This is a genomic window from Lutimaribacter saemankumensis, from assembly GCF_900100005.1.
GTDB lineage: Bacteria > Pseudomonadota > Alphaproteobacteria > Rhodobacterales > Rhodobacteraceae > Lutimaribacter > Lutimaribacter saemankumensis.
The window spans coordinates 260,381-283,328 of the sequence record NZ_FNEB01000001.1 but is presented as its reverse complement, the minus strand read 5'-3'; the positions used below and the strand labels follow the sequence as shown (position 1 = coordinate 283,328).

The following is a 22,948-nucleotide window of genomic DNA, read 5'->3' as shown; positions in this document are numbered from 1 at the left end:
TGGCCTCAGGCCGGGGCGATCGCGATATCTGCGGGGTCGGCCCAATGGGCCAGATCGCCTGCAAACCCCTGGAAGGCCCCGCGCTTTTCGGGGGCGACGGCGACGATCACCGTCAGACCCGCATCGAGCGCCTCGGCGATCAGGGGGGCAAAGCCGCGCCCCTGTTCTTCCTGCTTGCCGAAACGGTTGACGAACAGCACGTCCGCGCCCGGCAATGCCTGCGCGACGCGCAGCACGACGTCTTCGAGCGCGCCGGGATCGAGGCGGCAACCGCCCGCCCCTGCTCCGAGATCCTGGGAAATCACGGACGTGAACCGGCCGGCCGCGTCATGGAGAACCATATGCGCCTTGCCACCCGAGGCCGACGGGGCGCGATCCTGCAACACACCGGCCACGCGCAGGCCATCCGCGACCATCCGGTCACGCAGCACCGCAAGTGCGGCATCGGTCTGCCCGGTGCAGGGCACCGCGAAAATCTGGGCCATGGCGGTTTTCCTTGTCCACGCGATGGGGCACTGTAGGGCAAATTGCGCGTTCCAAACCATGTGACACCATGACCAATCTGCCCCCCGCCATGATCATCGCCGGCGGCGCCGCGCGCCGGATGGGCGGCAGCGACAAGGCGTTGATGCCACTTGGACAGACGCGGGTCATCGACCACCTGCTGGCGGCGCTGCGCCCGCAGGCCGGTCCGCTGGCGATCAACGCGAATGGCGACCAAGCGCGCTGGTTGGGGTTCGGGCTGGCGGTGCGCGCCGATCCGGTGCCAGACCGGCCCGGCCCGCTGGCGGGGATTCTGGCGGCGATGCTCTGGGCCGGCGAAATCGGCGCCGAACGCGTGATTACCGTTGCGGGCGACACGCCGTTTCTGCCGCAGGATTTCGTCGTGCGCCTGGATCGGGCCGGCCCCTGCGCCATCGCCGAGACCCGTGCCGCCGATGGCACGCGGCGGGCGCATCCCGTCTGTGGCCTGTGGCCGGTCTCGGCAGCGCCGGCCTTGCGGGCGCAACTGGATCGCGGGGAACGGCGTGTCATGCGCTTTGTCGAACAGGTAGCAGCGCGGCCCGTTCTGTTCGACGAGGGGAAGACACCCGCCTTTTTCAACATCAACACGCCAGAGGATCTGGTCGAGGCAAACCGCCTGCTGAACGCGCCTTAGCCGATCATGCTGTCGCTGGGGTCCAAACGGTCATAATGCGCCTTCAGCCTTTGCAGAGCGATCCGCAGGACGATCTTGCCTGATCTTGCCGACCAACCCATGCGTTTTTCAGCGGTCTCCAGCCCTTCGAGATAACAACAGCAGCGTAACGCCACATCGCCAAGGCCCGGCCCCAACGCGCGCAGGGCGGCGGCCACGCGATCGCGCGCGCCGTCCGATCCGCGCAATCCCGGTTCGGAGCCGCCAAACGTTCCGCGATCGGACACCGTCAGGAACCTGTCCCAGTTCTGGGCGACACGCGGGCCGAGCTGCGCAAGCTCGAAATCCTCACGCAGACGTTCGCCCGCTGCAACAAGTTCGTAGCCCAGAAAGGGTTTGCCGTCCCGGTCCTTGCGCCGGGCGAGCGCGGTCAACGGCGATTCCGCCGCGTTGTAGCGGATACGACGCCGTGGCGCGCCATCTGCCGCGTTGATATCGCGGTCGTCCCACAGCCGGTGCTGATCCGCAAAAGGTGTCTGCGCCTCGGCAAAGCCAGGGAGGTCGCCTGCCATGTCACCGATGGCCGCGCGCCCTGCTGCGGTGATGGCGTAGCGCGAAATGCGACCGGGCGCATCGCAGGAAATCCACCCCTTCAGCGCCATCGCCTGGGCCACGTTTCTTGAAACGACCGCCGTGCGGTTGCTGCCATGCCCACCTTCGCGCATGACGACGGCCTTTTCCATATCCGTGGCCACGGCCAGTATCGCACCGCTTTCGCAAAGCCGCCGCAGAATGCGCAGCGCTTCCCCGCGCAGGGTTTCTTCGTCTTCAGGAAGGTCGGGTTTCGGTGTTTGGGCATTCATCGCTGTCTTGTCCTTGTCGCTGTCGGGCCGATCGGCACGAAACAACGACATCCCAAGATGGCGCAGAGCCTCGTCGACCAGCCTGTCGTCCCGGCGGCTTTCGATCCGCCGGATCTGTCGCAGAACGGTCGATGCATGGCAGCCCGCGTGCCTGGCGAGTTCCCGAATGGTCAACCCGCCTTCGGTATGGGCCAGATAGCGTTCTGCGTCAGGCGGAACCCAATCCGGCACATCCGCACATAGCTGTCTTTGCATCGTTTCCGTCCAGCCTCCTACGCGAAAAAGGTCATCGGCGCTGACATGGCTGTCTGCCGTTCATCCCCAAACTTGTTAACAAATTGGCGAAGAAAGCTTGCCCGTCCGTTAACCATTTCCGCTTTGGCAAGTTTCGTTAGGAAATGGTGAACGGGCCGGAAACCATGCGCGCGCTGATCATGGGAGTCGCGCAACACCCCTATAGGTTGTGCTTAGGTGGGTCTTCGCGAAACCGAGGAGACCGCAATGCAGGATATCACCACCATGCTGCACCAACTGCACCGCCCCCGCCTGCTGCTGCGCGCCGCGCGTCTGGGCGTGAAGGAGTATCGCCGCGATGCGCATCTGCGCCCATTGCTGAAATGCGCTACCCTGCCGGTCAGCGGGGCGGCGTTGATGTCATTGATGGAAATGGAGCAGGAAATCGACACCGCGCGCCGCGAGGGAAACGCAGGCTATTCACCGATGCGCCATGTCAGCGTGCTGATCGCGATGATGGGCGAGGCGCGTTTGATCCGCGCCTCGCATCCGGTCGTGTCCGGGCTTAGGTGAATGCGTCAGGCTCGGACGCTTTCCGTTCGGCCACGTAAGCGGCAAGCGCCTCGGCGATGGCCGGGTCCATACCGGGCTGCTGGTAATCCGCCAAGAGCTTTTCCACCCGTGCCGCGGCCAGCATGACGGTGTCGCGGGCGCCCTCTTCCGACCAGGTCTCGTAAGGCTTGTAATCCAGCAGGTCGGATTTCCAGAACGCCGACTGGAAATGCGCCTGCGTGTGCGCGCATCCCAGGTAGTGCCCCCCCGGCCCCACTTCGCGCAGCGCGTCCATCGCCTGTGCCTCGGTGTCGACGGAAATGCCCTGCGCCATCTTGTGCAACGCGCCAAGCTGATCGGCGTCCATCACGAATTTCTCGAACGATGCGACCAGACCACCTTCGAGCCAGCCACAGGCGTGCAGCATGAAGTTGACGCCCGACAACAGGCCGACATTCAACGTGTTGGCCGTTTCATAGGCGGCTTGCGCGTCAGGCAGCTTGGAGCCGTTGAACGACCCGGCCGAGCGGAACGGCAGGTTCAGGCGACGGGCCAGTTGCCCCGCACCATAGGTGATCTGCGCAGCTTCGGGCGTGCCGAAGGTGGGTGCGCCCGAATTCATGTCGATCGAAGTGACGAATGCGCCGAAGATAACCGGAGCACCGGGGCGGATAAGCTGACTGTAGGCGATGCCGGCCAGAACCTCGGCCAGAACCTGCGTCAGTGTGCCTGCCACGGAAACGGGCGCCATCGCGCCGCCCACGATGAAGGGCGAAATGATGCAGGCCTGATTGTTCGCGGCATAGACTTCAAGCGCCCCCATCATCACGTCGTCGAATGTCAGCGGCGAGTTGATGTTGATCAGGCTGGTCATCACCGTGTTGTCCTGCACGAAATCCTTTCCGAACAGGATCTCGCACATGTCGACGCTGTCTTGTGCCCGGCTTTTCTCGGTCACCGATCCCATGAAGGGTTTGTCGCTCAGCGTCATGTGGGCGTGCAGCATGTCGAGGTGACGCTTGTTCACCGCGACGTCGGTGGGCTCGCACACGGTGCCGCCGGAATGGTGCAGCCATTTCGACATGTAGCCGAGTTTCACGAATTTGCGGAAGTCTTCCATCGTCGCATAGCGGCGGCCGGTTTGCGCGTCATGCACGAAGGGAGGGCCATAGACCGGGGCCAGCACCAGGTTGCGGCCGCCGATTTCGACGTTGCGCGCGGGGTTGCGCGCGTGCTGGGTGAATTGCGATGGCGCGGTCGCGCACAGCTTGCGGGCCAGGCCGCGCGGGATACGCACCCGTTCGCCATCGACCTCGGCACCGGCATTGCGCCACAGTTCCAGCGCGGGCGGATTGTTGACGAAGTTGACGCCGATTTCGGCAAGAACCGTTTCCGCGTTCTCTTCGATGATCTGAAGCGCCTCTTCGTTCAGAACATCGAAGTTCGGGATGTTCCGTTCGATATATTTCGCGGTCTCGAAGGACACCGCCCCACGGGCCGCACGGCGCGCCGCGCCTCCACCACCCCGAACACGTTTGCGCGTTTCTGCGTCTGCCATCGCCTATCCTCTGCATCGCCGATGCCCCGCAGGATTCTGCGGGGTTGCCCTGTCATACAGCCTGTCCATTTCGTCAAAGGTCTGGAAACCGTCGCCTGACGTGAAAAAGCGACATCGCGCGCCCTGCGCGAATGGGCCGGACGCGAAAATGCAGTTTTTCGAAAAAAGGCATGACAACCCACATTCCGAAAACCTAATATCATGATTCAGGAATATACGCGACACAGGGACGGCCTGCCCACGTTACGGGCACAATCCAACAAAAGCGCCGCAAAGGCGCATCGCCAACGGGAGGGGACCACCCCAATGATACGATCATTTGCGCGCCTGGCTGCGGCGGGCGCACTTGCTTTCTGCGGCCTGATGACAGGCCCTGCTTCGGCCACCAACGGATATATCGCCAACGGTTACGGCGGCGGATCGAAAGGCATGGCCGGTGCCGGCGTCGCCGTGCCGACCGGCGTTCTGGGCATGGCCCAAAACCCGGCCACGGGCTATTCCATCGGCAACATGGCGGGCTTTTGCCTGACCACCTTCGCGCCCGACCGCTCGGTCACCGTGTCACCGGGCGGGCCGCTGACCGCCGGCACGTTCAAGAGCAGAAACAGCGTCTTTCTGATCCCGTGCGGCGGTGTGAACTGGAAGCTGAACGACCGCTCGACCCTGGGCGTCTTCATGTTCGGCAATGGCGGGATGAACACCGAATACGACACCAATTTCTATGCCGGGCTGGGCGCGGGGTCGGCCCCGCTGGGCGTCAACCTGGAACAGGCGTTCATCGGCATCAACTATGCCTGGCGGGCCAATGACCGCCTGACCCTGGGCGTGGCGCCGATCATCGCGATCCAGCGGTTCTCGGCCACCGGGCTCGAGGCGTTCGCGGGCATGTCGATCGACGGCGGGAACGTGACGAATCGCGGGGATGACTGGGCGTCCGGGGTCGGGCTCAATATCGGCTTGCTATACGAGGCAAGCGACGAATGGACGATCGGGGCCGCCTATCGCAGCAAGATCAACATGGGCCGTTTCGACAAGTATGCCGGCCTTTTCGCGGGCGGCGGAGAGTTCGACGTGCCCGCCGTCGCAACGCTTGGCGCGGCCTATACGCCGGCCACCAACCCGCAATGGACATTCACCGCCGAATATCAGCGCATTTTCTACGGCGACATTCCGTCGATCGCCAATCCCAACGCCCCGCCGCAAGGACCGTTGGGCGCGGATAACGGCATCGGCTTCGGCTGGGACGACATGGATGTCTTCCGCATCGGCGCGATCTATCGGCTGGACGACCGCTGGACGCTGCGCGGCGGGTTGAGTTACGCCACACAGGTCTTCGATGCCAGCGGGACCGTGATGAACGCGCTGACCCCGGCGACCCCGCAGCTTCATGCTTCGATCGGGGCAAGCTACAAGATCAACGCAAACTGGGGCTTTACTGTCTCGTACACCCACGCCTTCGACAAATCCCTGACCGGCAGCAACCCCGCGCTGACCGGCGTTGCACAACCCGTTGAGGTCAGGATGGACCAGCACGAAATCGCGGCCGGGTTCACCTATCGCTGGTAAGCCGCGCGAAAACGCACGAAAGCCGCGCAAGGGCCCTGCCCCGGCGCGGCTTTTTCTTGCGCAGGTCGGATGGTCGGACTACTAGGCAAACATGAGCCAGACATCCCATGACCGCCTTCTGATCATCGACTTCGGCAGCCAGGTGACGCAGCTTATCGCGCGCCGCCTGCGTGAGCTGAATGTCTATTGCGAAATCCACCCCTACCAGAACGTGACCGACGCGTTTCTGGACAGCTTTGCACCCAAGGCCATCATCTTTTCCGGCGGCCCGGATTCGGTGATGCGCGAGGGCTCGCCCCGGCCGCCGCGGCGCGCCTATGAGCTGGGCGTGCCGATCCTGGGCATCTGTTACGGGCAGCAGGTCATGATGCATGATCTGGGCGGCAAGGTCGAAGCGGGCGAACATGCGACGGCAGAGTTCGGCCGCGCCTATGTGTCGCCGACCGACGGGCCGCGCCCCGATTTCCTGAACGGCTGGTTCATGGATGGGTCCGGCCGCGAACAGGTCTGGATGAGCCATGGCGACCATGTATCTGAAATCGCACCGGGATTCGAGGTTCTGGGCACGTCGCCCGGCGCGCCGTTCGCGATCACGGCCGACCTTGACCGCCGCTTTTACGCGGTGCAGTTCCATCCCGAGGTGCACCACACGCCCAACGGCAAGACGCTGTATGAAAACTTCATCCGCGACGCCGGATTTACCGGTGACTGGACGATGGGCGCCTACCGCGAGGAAGCGATCCGCAAGATCCGCGAACAGGTCGGCGACAAGCAGGTGATCTGCGGGCTGTCCGGCGGGGTCGACAGCTCGGTCGCGGCGGTGCTGATCCACGAGGCGATCGGCGACCAGCTGACCTGCGTCTTCGTGGATCACGGGCTGCTGCGCCTGAACGAGGCGCAGGAGGTCGTGACGATGTTCCGCGACCATTACAACATCCCGCTGATCCACGCCGATGAATCCGAGCTGTTCCTGGGTGAGCTTGAAGGCATAAGCGACCCGGAAACCAAGAGAAAAACCATCGGGCGCCTTTTCATCGACGTGTTCCAGAAATACGCGAGCGAAATCGAGGGCGCCGAGTTCCTGGCCCAGGGCACGCTTTATCCCGACGTGATCGAAAGCGTGTCGTTCTCGGGCGGGCCCTCGGTCACGATCAAGAGCCACCACAACGTGGGCGGGCTGCCCGAAAAGATGGGGCTCAAACTGGTCGAGCCGCTGCGCGAACTGTTCAAGGACGAGGTGCGCGCGCTGGGTCACGAACTGGGCCTGCCTGCAAGCTTCATCGGGCGCCACCCGTTTCCCGGACCGGGTCTTGCCATCCGCTGCCCCGGCGAGATCACCCGCGAAAAGCTGGAAATCCTGCGCAAGGCGGACGCGGTCTATATCGATCAGATCCGCAAGCACGGTCTCTACGACGAGATCTGGCAAGCCTTTGTTGCGATCCTGCCGGTGCGCACCGTTGGCGTGATGGGCGACGGACGCACCTATGATTACGCCTGCGCGCTGCGCGCCGTGACTTCGGTCGACGGGATGACGGCCGATTACTACCCGTTCAGCCACGATTTCCTTGGCGAAACTGCCACGCGGATCATCAACGAGGTGAAGGGCATCAACCGCGTCACCTATGACGTGACGAGCAAACCGCCGGGAACGATCGAGTGGGAATGACGGGCGGACGGCGACAAGGCCCGGCATGAAACTGCCCTTGTTCCAACCAGTTGCGCCTTGCGGCGCCCGGGCAAAGGGGGGCTGTCTGCACCCCTCTTGGCCTTGCGGCCAATTCACCCCCCGAGGATATTTTCGGAAAGAGAAAACCAGGAGCGCGGCATGAACGAGACAGGCAACCGCAACGTCCTGATCGCCGCGCTTTGGATGACCGGGGCAATCGCGTCGTTTTCGTCGATGGCCGTGGCCGGGCGCGCGGTGAGCCTGTCGCTCGATACGTTCGAGATCATGATGTACCGAAGTTTCGTCGGGCTTGCGATCGTGCTGGCGGTCGGAGGGTTCGCGGGCACGTTGGGCCAGATCACGCGGCGGCACATGGGGCTGCACCTGATCCGAAATATCGGCCATTTCACGGGCCAGAATCTATGGTTCTTTGCCGTCACCGTGATCCCGCTGGCGCAGGTCTTCGCGCTGGAATTCACTTCTCCGCTGTGGGTGCTGGTGCTGTCGCCGCTGGTCCTGGGCGAGCGGTTCACCCGGGTGCGGGTGCTGGCCGCGCTGATGGGGTTCATCGGTATCCTGATCGTGGCACGGCCAAGCCCCGACAGCCTGAACATGGGTATCCTGACCGCCGCCCTGTCCGCCATCGGGTTCGCGACATCGATCATCTTCACCAAGCGGCTGACGCGGACTGAAACCCTGACCTGCATCCTGTTCTACATGACCGTCATGCAGGCCGTCATGGGGCTGGTCTGCGCCGGTTTCGACGGCGACATCGCGCTGCCAGACGCCACCACCCTGCCCTGGCTGGTGCTGATCGGATGCGCGGGCCTGCTGGCGCATTTCTGCCTGACCACCGCGCTCAGCCTGGCGCCGGCGACAGTCGTGGTGCCGCTGGATTTCGCGCGCCTGCCGCTGATCGCGGTGGTGGGTATGCTGCTCTACCAGGAGCCGCTCGACGTGTTCGTGTTCCTTGGGGCGCTGTTCATCTTTGGCGGCAACTATCTGAACATCTGGACGGAAACCCGCGCGGGGCGCAGCCGGGTCTAGCATTTGACCACCCCGCGCGACCCGGATAACAGGTCTTAGGCAACACAAGGGACCGGGCCGATGCTGTATTCTTCTGCCGATGACTGGCGCCGCGCGCCGCGCAAGCGTGTGCTGTTCTTTGCCATGTCCGGCCTGGGCAAGACCCATGTGTCGCGCATGCTGCGCGACAGCGGCGAATGGTTCCATTACTCGATCGATTACCGCATCGGCACGCGCTACATGGGCGAATACATCGCCGACAACGCCAAGGCGCACGCGATGAAGGTGCCATTCCTGCGCGATCTTCTGATGACGGACTCGATCTATATCGGATCGAACATCACATTCGAGAACCTGGCGCCGGTTTCGGCCTACCTGGGCAAGCCCGGCGACCCGGACAAGGGCGGGCTGGCCTATGGCGAATACACGCGCCGCCAGGCCCAGTTCCGCACCGCCGAAATCCACGCGCTGATGGACACCGCCTATTTCATCGACCGCGCCGAGCGGCTTTATGGCTATCCGCATTTCGTCTGCGACACCGGCGGGTCGATCTGCGAATGGGTCGATCCCGACGACGCCAACGATCCGCTGATGACCGAACTTTCGCAGAACACGCTGATGGTCTGGATCAGGGGCGACGACGCCCATACCGAAGAGTTGATCCGCCGGTTCGACCGCGCGCCCAAGCCGATGTCCTATCAGCCCGAATTCCTTGACCGTGTCTGGCAGGATTACCTGCAGCAAGAGGGCGTGGCCGAGGACCACGTCGATCCCGATGCCTTTATCCGCTGGACCTATGCGCAGGCACTGGCCCATCGTCAGCCGCGCTATGAAAAGATGGCGGATCGCTGGGGGATCACCGTGGCCGCCGACGACATGGCGCGGGTCCGAACCGCCACGGACTTCGACAGCCTGATCGCGGACACGCTTGCCGCCCGCTGAACCCGCGCCTATCTGGGATTTCTGAACCTACAAGGATACCTGACACCGATGCCGATAAAACTGCCCTCTGACCTGCCTGCCTTCGATGTGCTCACGCGCGAGGGTGTGATGGTCATGTCCGAGGACGCGGCCGCCCGGCAGGATATCCGCCCGCTGCGCATCGGGCTGCTGAACCTGATGCCGAAAAAGATCCAGACCGAAAACCAGTTCGCCCGGCTGATCGGCGCGACGCCCCTGCAGATCGAGCTCAGCCTGATCCGCATGACCGAACACGCCACCAAGAACACCGCCGCCGAGCACATGGAAGCGTTCTATCGCCCCTTCGCGGAAGTGGCGGACAGCGGCGAGAAATTCGACGGGCTGATCATCACCGGCGCCCCGATCGAGCATTTGCCCTTCGAAGAGGTGACCTATTGGGATGAGCTGACCCGCGTCTTCGACTGGACGCAGGGCCATGTGCATTCCACCTTCGGCGTCTGCTGGGGCGGAATGGCGATGATCCATTACTTGAACGGCGTGCCCAAGCACATGCTGGACCACAAGGCGTTCGGGTGTTTCCGGCACCGTAACCTTGCCCCGGCCTCGCCTTATCTGCGGGGATTCTCCGACGATTGCGTGATCCCCGTCAGCCGCTGGACCGAGGTGCGCCAATCGGATGTCGACGCGGTTCCCGGCCTGACCACCCTTTTGGGCAGCGACGAGGTCGGCCCCTGCCTTGTCGAGGATCCGGGCCACCGCGCGCTCTATATCTTCAACCACCTGGAATATGACAGCGGCACACTGAAGGAAGAATACGATCGCGACGTGGCGCGCGGCGAGCCGATCAACGTGCCGATGAACTATTACCCCGACGACGATCCCAGCAAACAACCGCAGAACCGCTGGAGAAGCCACGCGCATCTTCTATATGGCAACTGGATAAACGAAATTTACCAGACCACGCCATATGAACTTGCGCAGATCGGGAACTAGGATGCTGGGGGCCGCATTGACCGTTGCGGCCCTGGCGGGTTGCGGGGCGGTGATCGACCGCCGCGCCGACCTGCGCGAGGCCGCGGCCGAGGCGCGCTATCCGCCCACAGGCGAATTGATCGAAGTAAACGGCCGCATCGTCCATGCCCATGTCGAAGGGTCCGGTCCAGACCTCGTGCTGCTTCATGGGGCGAGCGGCAATACGCGCGACTTCACCTTTTCATTCGTTGACCGTCTGGCCGACGATTACCGCGTGATCGTGTTCGACCGGCCCGGCCTTGGCTGGACCGAGCGCGCGTCGGACAGATACGGCCCCTGGACGCCCCGCGCCGAAAGCCCGGCGGAACAGGCCGCCTTGCTCCAGGCGGCGGCGGACCGGCTCGGCGTAAAGACGCCCCTGGTGCTGGGCCACTCCTATGGCGGCGCGGTCGCGCTTGCCTGGGGGCTGTCACGCCCCGACGATACCGCCGGGCTGATCGTGGTGTCCGGCGCATCGAACCCGTGGCCCGGCGGGCTTGGGCCGATGTATCGGATCATCGGGTCAAGCTGGGGCGGTGCGCTGATCGCGCCGCTGATCAGCGCATGGTCGCCCTATGACCGGCTGAACGCCGCGCTTGAAGAGATCTTTGCCCCCGATCCGGTGCCCCCCGGCTATGCGCGCCATATCGGTGCGGGTCTGACACTCAGGCGTGAAAGTTTCCGCGCCAATGCCCGTCAGGTAAACACGCTGCGCCCGCATGTCGTCGAAATGAGCGAACGCTACCCGACGCTGCCGATGCCTGTCGAAATCGTTCATGGCACCGCCGACGACGTGGTGCCGATCGACATCCACTCGGAACCGCTGGCCCGCCAGATTCCCGGCGCGAACCTGACGCGGCTAAAGGGCGTGGGCCACATGCCGCATCATGCCGCGCCTGATGCGGTCGAGGATGCAATCCACCGTGCGGCCGCGCGCGCCCGATTGCGTTAAGCCCCTTAACATCCCATAGTGCCCGAAAAAAGGAGAGGCGCATGGAGCTGCCATTCGACGGCGCGATCAGCGACTATTACGAAAACCACGCACCGCAGCCGATCCGCGATGCCATCCGCCGGGCGGACAAGGACGACATCCTGAATCCCGCCTATCCGCATTCCGAGCGGATGAAGAAGAAATCCTATGAACGCGATATGGAGCGTGTGCAGGTCGAACTGGTCAAGCTGCAGCACTGGGCCAAGGCCGCCGGCGCCCGCATCGCCTGCGTCTTCGAGGGGCGCGACGCCGCGGGCAAGGGCGGCACGATCAAGCGGTTCCGCGAAAACCTGAACCCGCGCGGCGCGCGCGTCGTGGCGCTGTCGAAACCGACGGAAACCGAAGCCACGCAATGGTATTTCCAACGCTATGTCGATCACTTGCCGGCGGGCGGCGAAATCGTGTTCTATGACCGGTCCTGGTACAATCGCGGCGTGGTCGAAAAGGTGTTCGGTTTTTGCACCGACGAACAACGCGAACATTTCTTTCGCCAGGTGCCCGAGTTCGAAAAAATGCTGGTCGACGAAGGCATCCACGTCTTCAAGTTCTGGCTCAATGTCGGGCGCGCCGAACAATTGCAGCGCTTCATCAAGCGCGAGCGCGATCCGCTGAAGCAGTGGAAACTCAGCTGGATCGACGTCGAAGGTCTGAAAAAGTGGGACGCGTATTCGCAGGCGATCCGCGAAACTCTGGATCGGTCTCATACGGGCCACGCGCCCTGGACCGTGATCCGTTCCGACGACAAAAAACGCGCGCGCCTGGCGGCGATCCGCACCGTGCTGCATGCGCTGGATTACGACCGCAAGGATACCGGCGCCATCGGGGCCATCGACCCGGCGGTGTGTGGCGGGCCGGATATCTGGGATGGCTAAACGCGGCTATCATCACGGCAACCTGCGGCAGGCGCTGGTCGATTCCGCCCTCGAACTGATCGAGGAAAAGGGACCGACAGGCTTTACCCTGTCCGAGGCCGCCAAGCGCGCGGGCGTCACGCCAGCAGCGGTCTATCGCCATTTCGAAGGCCGCGAAGACCTGATCGCCGAAGCCGCGCGCCAGGGATACGAGATTTTCGCCGACCTTATGGATTACGCCTACAAGGGCGGGCAGCCATCGGCACTTGCCGCGTTCGAGGCCACGGGCCGCGCCTACCTGGCCTTCGCACGCAAATATCCGGGTCACTACATCGCGATGTTCGAAAGCGGTATCAGCGTCAACCGCACACCCGAACTAGCCGCCGTCGCGCGCCGGGCCTGGGACGTTCTGGAACGGGCCGCCGGCGATCTCAGCCAGCACATTCCCAAGGAAAAACGCCCTCCTGCGGCGATGTTCTCGGCGCATATCTGGGCGCTCAGCCACGGGGTTGTGGAACTCTTCGCCCGGAACTCTCCCGGCCGTGCCAGCCCGTTTCCACCCGAAGAGTTGCTGGAATCGGCCATTGGCGTTTACCTCCGGGGGCTGGGACTGATCCCGCCCGACAGTTAGGCGAACACCATCGCAACCGCCTGACAAACGGGCATTTTTGACGTTTCTGCCAATATTTTTTCGGCGCCGTCACAATTCCCTGATCCTTTTCTGCAGCGCAGCAATAACGCTTTTCGCGTGGTCCGGGAGCCATGCGAAAGAGGGAAAGGAGTTTCCAAACCTCGTGAGCCAGCCCCGCCATCAACGCACAACGAGGTTTCTAGAAATGAAGCAAATCCTTCTCAGCCTGGGCGCCAGCCTTGCCCTTTTGCCCGTGGCCGCAAACGCCGAGGGCATCAACCTGTCGGGCGGTGTCGCCGTCGCCACGTCTTATGACCTGACCACCGATTCCAACACCGAAGCGGAATACCCGCTGTCCTTCTACATGCAGGCGGAAAAGAACGGGTTCTACGGCCAATTGTGGTTCGGCACCCTGCCGTCGGGCCTGTCGCCGGACAAGTTCGAAATGGATCTCATCCTTGGATGGGGCACCGAGTTCAGCAACGGTGTCGGGCTCGACCTGTCCTATGCCGCCTATTTCCTGGATGACAGCGGCTATGACACGGCCGAACTGATCGCCGTTCTGTCCTATGGCCTGACCGACAGCCTCGCCGGGTCGTTCGAGGTGGGTTACGACGTCGAAAACGACGAAACCTATGCCGAGCTCGGCCTCGACTATGCCCTGACCGACCGCTGGTCGCTCCAAGGTCTGATCGGCACCGAAACAGCCGGTGACTCCACCTATTACGAACTTGGCGCAACCTATTCCGTGTCCGACGAAGTTGCGTTCAACATCCTTTACGAGGATGACGACACGACCGGGAATGACGGGCTGCTGACCTTTACCCTCAGCTACGATTTCTCGCTCTAGGTCAAAACCGTTCCCTCGGTCATGGCCTGACGGGGCGCCCGCAAGGGTGCCCCGTTTCTGTCTCGGGGAAAATGCCCTGCAACAACGAAAAAGGCCGCCCCTTGGGGACGGCCTTTCCAATGTCTTGCACGAAGCGGCTTAACGCTTCGAGAACTGGAAGCTGCGGCGCGCCTTGCGCTTGCCGAACTTCTTGCGTTCCACCACGCGGCTGTCGCGGGTCAGGAAGCCTGCGGCCTTCAGCGGCGCGCGCAGGCTGGGATCGTACAGTTGCAGCGCCTTCGAGATGCCGTGCTTGACCGCACCGGCCTGACCCGACAGGCCGCCGCCCTTGACGGTCGCCATCACGTCGAACTGGTCCTCGACACCGGCCACTTCGAAGGGCTGGCGCAGGATCATCTGCAGAACGGGACGTGCGAAGTAGCTGTTCAGCTCCTTGCCGTTCACCGTCACCTTGCCCGAACCCGGCTTGATCCAGACGCGGGCGACCGCATCCTTACGCTTGCCGGTGGCATAGGAACGGCCCAGTGCGTCGCGCTGGGGTTCTGCGGCCACTTCGTCTGCCGCCGCGCCCTGAACGCCCGCGATGTCGTCCGACACGGCGTCCTTCAGGTCTTCCAGGGAATTGATCTGATCAGCCATTATTTCGACACCCGCGTATTCTTGGAGTTCATGGATTTCACATCCAGCACTTCGGGGCTCTGGGCCTCGTGCGGATGCTCGGCGCCTGCATAGACGCGCAGGTTGGTCATCTGCTGACGCGCCAGGCGGTTGCCCGGCAGCATGCGCTTGACGGCCTGCGTGACCACGCGCTCGGGATGCGCGCCTTCGAGGATCTGCTCGGCGGTACGGCTCTTGATGCCGCCCGGATGGCCGGTGTGCCAGTAATAGTTCTTGTCCGAGCGCTTCTTGCCGGTCAGCTGCACCTTGTCGGCGTTGATGACGATGACATTGTCGCCCATGTCCATGTTGGGCGTGAAGCTCGGCTTGTGCTTGCCACGCAGGCGCATTGCGACGATCGAGGCAAGACGGCCCAGAACAACGCCCTCGGCGTCGATCAGGATCCACTTCTTGTCGATGTCTGCAGGCGTTGCAGAGAAGGTTTTCATGCGGGATCACCCTTGTTTGTCGTTATGGTGGCGGATCGGGTCCGACACCGAATTCGGATTGCGGGGTTATATACGTGCCAAATCGCAGGTCAAGCGCCGTATGCGCGAATTATGCATTACAAAACAATAGCTTAAAAAATAGGTATTATAATACCCCATATTTCAGGGGTTAAAATCACGCCCTTCGACGGTTCTCGCGCCAGATGATCAACGCCCCGGCCCCCACGACAAGCAACACGCCGGGGAACAGCGTGTCCACCGGCGCCTCTCCGAAGAACAGCCAGCCGATCACGAAGGCCGAAATCAGCCCGAAATATCCGAACGGCGCCAGCAGCGACGGCTCGCCCATCCGGTAGGCCAGCATCATGAACAATACGCCCGTGCCGCCGAGGATCGACATGACGAAGATCAGCCCGGCATCGGCTGCGCTTTGCAGCGGTGTGAACTCGGTCGTGACCGCCGCCATCAGGATTGCCCCGACAGCCGCCGCGACCGAGGCATAGAGATACAGCAGCGCGTTCGAGGTGCCAGACCCGAAAAACCGAACCGAGATCATCGAGAACGCGTAACAGACCGCGGCCCCCACAGGCAGCAGCGCATGGATCGAAAACGCCTCGCTGCCCGGCCGGATGATCCAGATCGCACCGGCGAAGCCAACGACCAGCGCCACGATCCGCCACGGCCCCACCCGTTCACCCAACAAGACAACCGACAGGATCACCACGAACATCGCGTTGGTCTGCCCCAGCGCCGAGACCGTCGCCAGTTCAAGCACGCCAAGCGCCGAGTAGAAACACAGCTGCGCCACCGCCACAGCCAAGCCGCGCACCACCGCAAGCGGCCATTTCTCGATCCGCAGGTTGCTGCCGCGCAGGCGCAATTCGCCTGTGGCCACCAGCAGCGCCAGGCTCGGGATGACCCCCAGGACGTTGCGGTAGGCCGAAAGCTCCAGCGCCGAATAGCGCGCAGACAAAAGCCGCACGAGGACCGACATCAGGTCAAAGCAGATGATCGCCAGCAACAGCAACCCCACAGCCTTGAGCGCGCGACGCGGATCTGGCGACAAACTGGTCATGCGTTTCCCCTTGCATCCATGAAACGGGAACGCCGCAAAAGGACAAGCATGCGCCGCTTGCGTGACGTAACGGAACGCCTGACCGTTTTTTTTGCGTGTCACGCGAAATTATCTCTTGAACGACTCGAACGCAGGGCTTAGGTGCCCGCTCACTTTCGGAACCGATCCCAACCCGCGATGACTTCCCGGGGGGCGCTAAGGGACCGACTGGAACGCACTACTGGCTTGAAGGGGAATGTCATGAAAGACATGGACCTCTTCCAACTGGGGTACGGTCTGGAGACAGGCGCCCAAGAGGAAGACACCACGCGGGGTCTCGCCCCCGCATGCAACCGTGACGTGTTCGACGATGCACGTGACGATCATTTCATCCGTGACGACAAGGGCGTTTTCGCCGGCACGCACCTCATCATCGAGGTGGTGAACGGCCAGGGGCTCGACGACGAGGCGCGCATTCAGCAGGCTTTCCGCGATTGCGTCGACACCTGTGGCGCAACGCTGCTGCACATCCACACGCACAAGTTCTCGCCCCAGGGCGTAAGCGGCGTGGCGGTGCTGGCCGAAAGCCACATCTCGGTGCACACGTGGCCGGAAATCGGCTACGGCGCCTTTGACGTCTTCATGTGCGGCGATGCCCGGCCCTGGCTGGCGGTCGACGTGCTGGCAAAGGCGTTCAACACCGCCGATGTGCGTGTGCGTGAACTGCGCCGCGGCGAAGGCGTGGTCGCCGAGGCGGGCGTGGCGGCATGACCGACTGGTCGACCGAGAAACTGCATGCGGACTACGCGCAATCGCTGCGCGTGGACCGTCTGCTCTACGACAGCGAAACCGAACACCAGCGCCTGCGCGTCTTCGAAAACCCCACCTTCGGGCGTGTATTGACGCTGGATGACGTGGTGCAGACCACCGAGGGCGACAATGCCATCTACCACGAGATGCTGACCCATGTGCCGATCCTCGCCCATGGCGCGGCGCGGCACGTCTGCATCGTGGGCGGCGGCGATGGCGGGATGGCGCGCGAGGTGCTCAAGCACGCCAGCGTCGACCATGTGACCATGGTCGAAATCGACGGCGGCGTCGTCGAGTTTTCCAAACAGTATCTGCCCGCCCTCAGCGCCGGGGCGTTCGACGATCCGCGCCTGAATCTCGTGATCGCGGACGGCGCCGATTTCATGCGCGAAACGCAGGGCGGCTTCGACGTGATCATCGTCGATTCGACCGATCCCATCGGTCCGGGCGAGGTGCTGTTCACCGACACATTCTATGGCCACGCGAAACGGGCGCTTGCTCCGGGCGGCATCCTCGTCACGCAAAACGGTGTGCCGTTCCTGCAGCCCGACGAGCTGACCAACACCATGCGCGCCTTCACCGCGCTCTTTGCCGATGCCACCTGCTATCTCGCCACGATCCCGACTTATGCCGGCGGTCCGATGGCGTTCGGCTGGGGCAGCGACGGCGACGCGCGGCACACAACGCTGGATGTTCTCCAGGGCCGGTTCGCGGCCGCCGGGCTCGATCCGTTCTACTATACGCCCGCGGTGCACAAGGCCGCCTTCGCCTTGCCCGGCTATGTGGCGCGGCTGCTGGGCTGACGCCCGATCGCGCGGTTTTGCAGCGAAACCGCGCGGTTTGCGCTTCCTGCAGCTTCATCTTGCCCGAAATACTCCGGGGGGTGAGGCCGAAAGGCCGAGGGGGGCAGCGCCCCCCTGCCCCGGCCGACGCGCTCAGCGCGGCGGAATCGAATAGGTCATCGACGCCCGCGCGACCGGCTGTTCCATCCCGGCCGAGAACATCAGCACATCGCCCACCGCCAGAACACGGCCCAGCTTCAGCAACCGGCATTTCGCGACGATGTCCTGCCCGGATGCCGGCTTGCGCATGAAATCGATGCTGCCGTTCGTGGTGACCGCCAGCCCCTGCGGCCCGATCATCGCCAGCGTCGCCAGGTAGATCGCGCAATCCGCCAGGCTGAACATCGACGGCCCCGACACCGTGCCACCCGGGCGCAGATGGCGCTCGGCCACTTTCAGGCGCAGGTCGATTTCCATCGGTGCCAGCCGGTCGATCGCGAAATCCTCGGCCACCTGCGGAAACTCGCGCTCCATGAATGCCTGCAACTCACCGGCCGTCATCTTCAGGGTCATCTTGTCCTCCGTCCCGTCCCGTGCGTAGAGTTGGCCGGAATTGGAGGAGAGGACAAGATGGCACTGCTGGAACGTCACGACACGGGCGCCGTGGCCCACCTGACATTGAATGCACCGGAAAAGCTGAACGCGCTGAGCGACGGCATGCTGGCCGCCTTGCAGGAAGAGTTCGACAGGCTCAAGGACGACACCGCCACGCGTGCGGTGATCATCAAGGGTGCGGGCAAGGCATTCTGCGCGGGGCACGATCTCAAGGAAATGACCGCGGGGCGGCAGGCCGAAGATGGCGGCAAGGCCTATTTCAAGGATCTGTTCGACCGCTGTTCGCGCATGATGACGTCGATCCGAAAACTGCCGCAGCCGGTTATCGCACAGGCCCACGGGATCGCGACCGCCGCAGGTTGCCAGCTGGTGGCAAGCTGCGACATGGCCGTGGCCGCGGAAGGTACGAAATTCGGGGTGAACGGCGTCAATATCGGGCTGTTCTGTTCGACGCCGATGGTGGCGCTCAGCCGCAACATCGCGCGCAAGCATGCGTTCGAGATGCTGACCACGGGCCAGTTCATCCCGGCGGAAAAGGCCGAGGCGCTTGGCCTTGTGAACCGGGTTGTCCCGCATGATCAACTCGACGACGCCACGCAGGAGCTGGCCGAAACCGTCGCCGCCAAGCTGGGTGCCGCCGTCAAGATCGGCAAGGAGGCGTTCTACAACCAGATCGAGATGCCGCTCGATGCCGCTTACGATTATGCGGGCGACGTCATGGTGCAGAACATGCTCTATCGCGACACCGCCGAAGGCATCGCCGCCTTCCTGGAAAAACGCCCGCCCGAGTGGTCGCAGTAAGCGGCAACAGGCAACACGATACTTTCCAAACGGCCCGCGATCCCCTAGATGGCTGGCATGGACAAAACATTGCATATCATCGGCGGCGGCATGGCCGGCTCCGAAGCCGCATGGCAGGCCGCGCGCGCGGGCGTGAACGTGGTCATCCACGAAATGCGCCCCAAGGTCGAAACCTTTGCCCACCGAACGGGGAACCTTGCGGAAATGGTGTGTTCGAACTCGTTCCGCTCGGACGACGACGAACAGAACGCCGTGGGCTTGCTGCATTGGGAAATGCGGCAGGCGGGCGGGCTGATCATGCAGATGGCCGACCGTCACCGCCTTCCCGCGGGCGGCGCACTGGCGGTAGATCGCGATCCGTTTTCGCAATCCGTCACCGATACGCTGCGCGCCTTGCCCAACGTGTCTGTCAGCCACGAGGAAATCACCGAGCTGCCCGATGAGGGCCAATGGATCATCGCCACGGGCCCGCTGACCTCGGACGCGCTGGGACAGGCCATCGCGCGCGAAACCGGGGCCGAACGGCTGGCCTTTTTCGACGCTATCGCCCCCATCGTCTATGCCGACAGCATCGACATGTCGGTGGTCTGGGCGCAGTCGCGCTATGACAAGGGCGAGACCGAGGCCGAACAAAAGGCCTATCTCAACTGCCCGATGACCAGGCCGCAATACGAGGCGTTCATCGACGCGTTGCTGGCCGCCGACAAGACCGAGTTTCACGAGGGCGAAACCGCCGGCTATTTCGACGGCTGCCTGCCGATCGAGGTGATGGCCGAGCGCGGGCGCGAAACACTGCGCCACGGCCCCATGAAACCGATCGGGCTGACCAACACCCACGCGCCGCAGGAAAAACCCTATGCCGTCGTGCAATTGCGCCGCGACAACGCGCTGGGCACGCTTTTCAACATCGTGGGTTTCCAGACCAAGATGAAATACGGCGCGCAGACGGACGTGTTCCGCATGATTCCGGGGCTGGAAAACGCCAGTTTCGCCCGTCTTGGCGGCATCCACCGCAACACGTTCATCAACTCGCCCACCCTGCTGGATGCCCAGATGCGCCTGAAATCGCGCCCCAACATCCGGTTCGCCGGGCAGATCACCGGCGTCGAAGGGTATGTGGAATCCGCCGCTATGGGCCTTTTGGCTGGGCGTCTGGCCGCAGCCGAAATCCTGGGCCAACCCTTGCCGACTGTCCCGCAGGACACCGCGATGGGCGCGTTGATCCATCACATAACCGGCGGGGCCGAGGCAAAGACGTTCCAACCGATGAACGTCAATTTCGGGCTGTTCCGGCCGGTCGACGGGCTCAAGGGCGGGCGGCGCGGCCGCAAGGACCGCTACAAGGCCTACACCGATAGGGCCAAGGCCGCATGGTCGGACTGGCTGACTCAGAGCGCACTGGACGCGGCCTGACCGGGCATCCTATGCTGCCAGCATGACACAAAACTTTCTCGACAAAGCCTACGACCTCCCCGAAGGTGGGGACGCGCGGAAACTTTATTCTGAATGGGCCGATACTTACGAGGCAGAACTAACGCAAAACGGCTATGCCACACCCGGCCGTATCGCCAAGGCCCTGGCGCGCTTTGCCCCGGACAAATCCTTGCCGTTGCTGGACTACGGATGCGGCACAGGCCTGTCCGGCGCTGCCTTTGCCGAAGCCGGGTTCACCACGATCGACGGGATCGACGTGACAAAGGAAATGCTGGATGTGGCGCGTGAAAAGCGGGTTTACCGCAACATCATTCTGGCTGATCCGTCCGCGCCGCCCCCGGTCGAGGCGGGCAGCTATCCGATGATCGCAGCGGTGGGCGTGATCGGCATCGGTGCTGCACCGCTGTCACTGTTCGACGTGCTGATGGGGCTTTTGCCCGCCGGCGGATTGTTTGCCTTTTCATTCAATGACCACGCGCTTGAACATCCCGAATTCGAAGCCAAGGTGAACGAATGGATCGATTGCGCGGCCGCGCGGCTGCTCAAGCGCGAACACGGGCCCCACATTCCCGGAAAGAACATCAACGCCAACGTTTATATCCTTGAAAAAGCGTGACATTCCGAACCCGTTTTGCCCCATCGCCAACCGGCCCTTTGCATTTGGGTCACGCCTATTCGGCAATCCTGGCGCATGACATGGCGCGCATTGCGGGCGGGCAGTTCCTGCTGCGGATGGAAGACACCGATCTTCAGCGCGCCAAGCCCGAATGGGATGCGCAGATCATCGAAGACCTCACATGGCTTGGCCTGACATGGGACGAACCTGTCTTGAGGCAATCCCGGCAGCTCGCCAGCTATGACGCCTATCTGGCCCGGTTCGAAGAGATGGGGCTGCTTTACCCCTGCTCGTGCAGCCGCAGCCAGATCCGTGCCGCGCTCAGCGCCCCGCAGGAAGGTGTTTCGCACGAGGTCTATCCCGGCACCTGCAAACACCGCGACATGGCCAGCCGTCAGCCCGGCGATGCGCTGCGCCTGCATCTGGATCGTGCGCTTGAACGGCTGGGCCGGGAAATGCCGCACTTCGTGGAAACCGGCGCAGCCTTTGCCGGAACCCACCGGATCGACCCCGAGCGCGCAATGCAAGAGATTGGCGATATCGTGTTGTGCCGGAAGGAAGACGGAATCGTTGCCTATTTCCTTGCTTCGGCCCTGGATGACGTCGCACAGCGCATCACGACCGTGGTCCGTGGCGAGGATCTTTTCGACTTCACCGCCGTTCAGGTTCTGCTGCTGGCATTGCTGGGATTGCCAATCCCCGAATATCACCACCACGCTCTGATCCGCGATGAGGCGGGAAAGCGGCTGGCAAAACGCGATGATGCGCGCGCGATCGCCCGGTTTCGCGCCGATGGGGCCAGCCCCCAGGACATCCGGCGTATGGTCGGGCTGTAACGGTCACGTCATTCCATCGGCGTCATGATCTCGACTTCATGATTGTTGCGTACCGCGGTGTAAAAACAGCTCCGGCGGTTCGTATGGCAGGCCGGACCGGTTTGTCGTACCCGGACAAGCAGGCAATCGCGGTCGCAATCAACCCGCAATTCCACCAGTTCCTGCACATGGCCCGAGCTTTCGCCCTTGATCCAGAACGCCTGGCGCGAGCGGCTCCAATAGGTCACGCGCCTGGTTTCCAGCGTGCGCGCGACGGCCTCGGCGTTCATCCAGGCCATCATCAGCACCTCACCGCTGGTATCATCCTGCGCGATGACGGGGATCAGCCCGCGGTCGTCGTATTTCAGCGTGGCCGGATCGAAAGACATGGCATTTTCCTTTGGCATCGGGCTGGACAAAGCCTATCTATGAGGTCCGAAGACGAAGGAAAAGCCATGAGTGCCGAAACCGACCTGATCAAGCTCTATTCCGGGCGCATACTGGAGTTGGCGGCGGACATCCCCCACAACGAACGCCTTGCGCACCCGCAGGCGACGGTGCGCAAACGCTCGCCGCTGTGCGGATCGACAGTGACCGTCGATGTCGTGGCAAAGGATGGCCGCGTGTCCGAGTTCGGCCAGGACGTCAAGGCATGTGCCCTGGGCCAGGCGGCTGCCGCAGTTGTGGGCGGCGCCATCATCGGCTGTACCCAGGCCCAGATCGAAGAGGCGCGCGACGCCCTGAAGGCGATGTTGAAGGAAGACGGGCCGACACCGCCCAAACCCTTCGAAGGGTTCGAGGTGCTGCGCCCGGCGCGCGACTACAAGAACCGTCATGCGTCGATCCTGCTGTCGATCGAAGCCGCCGCCGAGGCGATGGCGGAAATCGCGGCGCATCAATCGGCCTGATCCAGCCCTGCCAAAAAAAACCGCCGCGCGTCACGGGGGACGGCGGCGGACTAGTGGCGCGTCTTGGGTTTCCGAAGGCGGGTCAGAGGCAGTGGACCCTTGGGACAGGTTCGAGAGACAGGCAGTATCTCAGATCGCGCATCTAATGG

General features: G+C 63.2%; 26 protein-coding genes. 18 read left to right on the top strand and 8 right to left on the bottom strand.

The window, feature by feature from the left end:
- Positions 1 to 5 precede the first annotated feature (5 nt).
- A complete protein-coding gene (locus BLT50_RS01385; protein WP_090025756.1) occupies positions 6 to 485 on the bottom strand; it encodes a DUF2478 domain-containing protein in 480 nt (159 codons plus the stop codon).
- Between the two features lie 68 nt (positions 486 to 553).
- Here BLT50_RS01385 and mobA point away from each other — a divergent pair, with 68 nt between their 5' ends.
- The gene (mobA, locus tag BLT50_RS01380; RefSeq protein ID WP_245723247.1) at positions 554 to 1,159 is read left to right on the top strand and encodes a molybdenum cofactor guanylyltransferase MobA; all 606 of its coding nucleotides are present in this window, start codon (positions 554 to 556) and stop codon (positions 1,157 to 1,159) included.
- Here the strand turns inward: mobA and BLT50_RS01375 are convergent.
- Positions 1,156 to 2,256 (bottom strand): DUF6456 domain-containing protein, encoded by a 1,101-nt coding sequence (locus BLT50_RS01375; protein WP_090025754.1) that lies wholly within the window; start codon positions 2,254 to 2,256, stop codon positions 1,156 to 1,158. The two genes, mobA and BLT50_RS01375, sit on opposite strands and share 4 nt — an antisense overlap.
- Before the next feature lie 246 nt (positions 2,257 to 2,502).
- Between BLT50_RS01375 and BLT50_RS01370 the strand changes: the two genes are divergently transcribed.
- Complete coding sequence (locus BLT50_RS01370; RefSeq protein ID WP_090025752.1) at positions 2,503 to 2,808, top strand: DUF6477 family protein; 306 nt, start codon at positions 2,503 to 2,505, stop codon at positions 2,806 to 2,808.
- Here BLT50_RS01370 and BLT50_RS01365 read toward each other — a convergent pair.
- Positions 2,801 to 4,345: a trimethylamine methyltransferase family protein gene (locus BLT50_RS01365; protein WP_090025750.1), complete on the bottom strand. Its 1,545-nt coding sequence runs from the start codon at positions 4,343 to 4,345 to the stop codon at positions 2,801 to 2,803. The genes BLT50_RS01370 and BLT50_RS01365 overlap by 8 nt on opposite strands.
- 363 nt (positions 4,346 to 4,708) lie before the next feature.
- On the opposite strand from BLT50_RS01365, the gene BLT50_RS01360 reads away from it, so the two are divergent.
- The 9 genes from BLT50_RS01360 to BLT50_RS01320 all read left to right on the top strand — a co-directional run bounded on the left by BLT50_RS01360 (position 4,709) and on the right by BLT50_RS01320 (position 13,858).
- Entirely contained in the window at positions 4,709 to 5,911 is a 1,203-nt protein-coding gene (locus tag BLT50_RS01360; RefSeq protein ID WP_175491364.1) for an OmpP1/FadL family transporter, read from the top strand.
- Between the two features lie 91 nt (positions 5,912 to 6,002).
- Positions 6,003 to 7,577 (top strand): glutamine-hydrolyzing GMP synthase, encoded by a 1,575-nt coding sequence (gene guaA / locus BLT50_RS01355; protein WP_090025746.1) that lies wholly within the window; start codon positions 6,003 to 6,005, stop codon positions 7,575 to 7,577.
- A 159-nt stretch (positions 7,578 to 7,736) separates the two neighbouring features.
- A complete protein-coding gene (locus BLT50_RS01350; protein ID WP_090025744.1) occupies positions 7,737 to 8,624 on the top strand; it encodes a DMT family transporter in 888 nt (295 codons plus the stop codon).
- A gap of 60 nt (positions 8,625 to 8,684) precedes the next feature.
- Positions 8,685 to 9,545, top strand: a complete 861-nt coding sequence (locus BLT50_RS01345) for an ATPase (RefSeq protein WP_090025742.1) — start codon at positions 8,685 to 8,687, stop codon at positions 9,543 to 9,545.
- Positions 9,546 to 9,593: 48 nt separating this feature from the next.
- On the top strand, positions 9,594 to 10,517 hold the full coding sequence (metA, locus tag BLT50_RS01340; RefSeq protein ID WP_090025740.1) for a homoserine O-acetyltransferase MetA: 924 nt from the start codon (positions 9,594 to 9,596) through the stop codon (positions 10,515 to 10,517).
- A 1-nt stretch (position 10,518) separates the two neighbouring features.
- The gene (locus BLT50_RS01335) at positions 10,519 to 11,487 is read left to right on the top strand and encodes an alpha/beta fold hydrolase (protein WP_090025738.1); all 969 of its coding nucleotides are present in this window, start codon (positions 10,519 to 10,521) and stop codon (positions 11,485 to 11,487) included.
- Between the two features lie 41 nt (positions 11,488 to 11,528).
- Positions 11,529 to 12,398, top strand: a complete 870-nt coding sequence (gene ppk2 / locus BLT50_RS01330) for a polyphosphate kinase 2 (protein ID WP_090025736.1) — start codon at positions 11,529 to 11,531, stop codon at positions 12,396 to 12,398.
- Positions 12,391 to 13,008, top strand: coding sequence for a TetR/AcrR family transcriptional regulator (locus BLT50_RS01325; RefSeq protein ID WP_090025734.1), 618 nt, complete (start codon positions 12,391 to 12,393; stop codon positions 13,006 to 13,008). The genes ppk2 and BLT50_RS01325 overlap by 8 nt, the downstream gene beginning before the upstream one ends.
- Before the next feature lie 205 nt (positions 13,009 to 13,213).
- The gene (locus tag BLT50_RS01320; protein WP_090025732.1) at positions 13,214 to 13,858 is read left to right on the top strand and encodes a hypothetical protein; all 645 of its coding nucleotides are present in this window, start codon (positions 13,214 to 13,216) and stop codon (positions 13,856 to 13,858) included.
- A gap of 138 nt (positions 13,859 to 13,996) precedes the next feature.
- Here the strand turns inward: BLT50_RS01320 and rpsI are convergent, their stop codons facing one another.
- The 3 genes from rpsI to BLT50_RS01305 all read right to left on the bottom strand — a co-directional run bounded on the left by rpsI (position 13,997) and on the right by BLT50_RS01305 (position 16,039).
- Positions 13,997 to 14,497, bottom strand: a complete 501-nt coding sequence (gene rpsI / locus BLT50_RS01315) for a 30S ribosomal protein S9 (RefSeq protein ID WP_090025730.1) — start codon at positions 14,495 to 14,497, stop codon at positions 13,997 to 13,999.
- The gene (gene rplM, locus BLT50_RS01310; RefSeq protein ID WP_090025728.1) at positions 14,497 to 14,964 is read right to left on the bottom strand and encodes a 50S ribosomal protein L13; all 468 of its coding nucleotides are present in this window, start codon (positions 14,962 to 14,964) and stop codon (positions 14,497 to 14,499) included. Before rplM ends, rpsI begins: the two co-directional genes overlap by 1 nt.
- 175 nt (positions 14,965 to 15,139) lie before the next feature.
- Entirely contained in the window at positions 15,140 to 16,039 is a 900-nt protein-coding gene (locus BLT50_RS01305) for a DMT family transporter (protein WP_090026973.1), read from the bottom strand.
- A gap of 240 nt (positions 16,040 to 16,279) precedes the next feature.
- On the opposite strand from BLT50_RS01305, the gene speD reads away from it, so the two are divergent.
- Positions 16,280 to 16,789, top strand: coding sequence for an adenosylmethionine decarboxylase (gene speD, locus BLT50_RS01300; protein WP_090025726.1), 510 nt, complete (start codon positions 16,280 to 16,282; stop codon positions 16,787 to 16,789).
- Complete coding sequence (gene speE, locus BLT50_RS01295; protein ID WP_090025724.1) at positions 16,786 to 17,631, top strand: polyamine aminopropyltransferase; 846 nt, start codon at positions 16,786 to 16,788, stop codon at positions 17,629 to 17,631. The genes speD and speE overlap by 4 nt, the downstream gene beginning before the upstream one ends.
- A gap of 132 nt (positions 17,632 to 17,763) precedes the next feature.
- On the opposite strand, the gene BLT50_RS01290 is transcribed toward speE, so the two are convergent.
- Complete coding sequence (locus BLT50_RS01290) at positions 17,764 to 18,183, bottom strand: PaaI family thioesterase (RefSeq protein ID WP_090026971.1); 420 nt, start codon at positions 18,181 to 18,183, stop codon at positions 17,764 to 17,766.
- A gap of 57 nt (positions 18,184 to 18,240) precedes the next feature.
- Here BLT50_RS01290 and BLT50_RS01285 point away from each other — a divergent pair, with 57 nt between their 5' ends.
- The 4 genes from BLT50_RS01285 to gluQRS are packed head-to-tail and all read left to right on the top strand — an operon-like array spanning position 18,241 to position 21,912.
- The gene (locus BLT50_RS01285; RefSeq protein WP_090025722.1) at positions 18,241 to 19,026 is read left to right on the top strand and encodes an enoyl-CoA hydratase; all 786 of its coding nucleotides are present in this window, start codon (positions 18,241 to 18,243) and stop codon (positions 19,024 to 19,026) included.
- A 57-nt stretch (positions 19,027 to 19,083) separates the two neighbouring features.
- On the top strand, positions 19,084 to 20,439 hold the full coding sequence (gene trmFO, locus BLT50_RS01280) for a methylenetetrahydrofolate--tRNA-(uracil(54)-C(5))-methyltransferase (FADH(2)-oxidizing) TrmFO (RefSeq protein WP_090025720.1): 1,356 nt from the start codon (positions 19,084 to 19,086) through the stop codon (positions 20,437 to 20,439).
- Between the two features lie 22 nt (positions 20,440 to 20,461).
- Positions 20,462 to 21,076: a class I SAM-dependent DNA methyltransferase gene (locus BLT50_RS01275; protein ID WP_090025718.1), complete on the top strand. Its 615-nt coding sequence runs from the start codon at positions 20,462 to 20,464 to the stop codon at positions 21,074 to 21,076.
- Positions 21,073 to 21,912 (top strand): tRNA glutamyl-Q(34) synthetase GluQRS, encoded by an 840-nt coding sequence (gene gluQRS / locus BLT50_RS01270; protein ID WP_090025716.1) that lies wholly within the window; start codon positions 21,073 to 21,075, stop codon positions 21,910 to 21,912. Before BLT50_RS01275 ends, gluQRS begins: the two co-directional genes overlap by 4 nt.
- 8 nt (positions 21,913 to 21,920) lie before the next feature.
- On the opposite strand, the gene hisI is transcribed toward gluQRS, so the two are convergent.
- On the bottom strand, positions 21,921 to 22,280 hold the full coding sequence (gene hisI, locus BLT50_RS01265; protein WP_090026969.1) for a phosphoribosyl-AMP cyclohydrolase: 360 nt from the start codon (positions 22,278 to 22,280) through the stop codon (positions 21,921 to 21,923).
- 66 nt (positions 22,281 to 22,346) lie between these two features.
- Here hisI and BLT50_RS01260 point away from each other — a divergent pair, with 66 nt between their 5' ends.
- Positions 22,347 to 22,799 (top strand): iron-sulfur cluster assembly scaffold protein, encoded by a 453-nt coding sequence (locus tag BLT50_RS01260; protein ID WP_090026967.1) that lies wholly within the window; start codon positions 22,347 to 22,349, stop codon positions 22,797 to 22,799.
- Positions 22,800 to 22,948 lie beyond the last annotated feature (149 nt).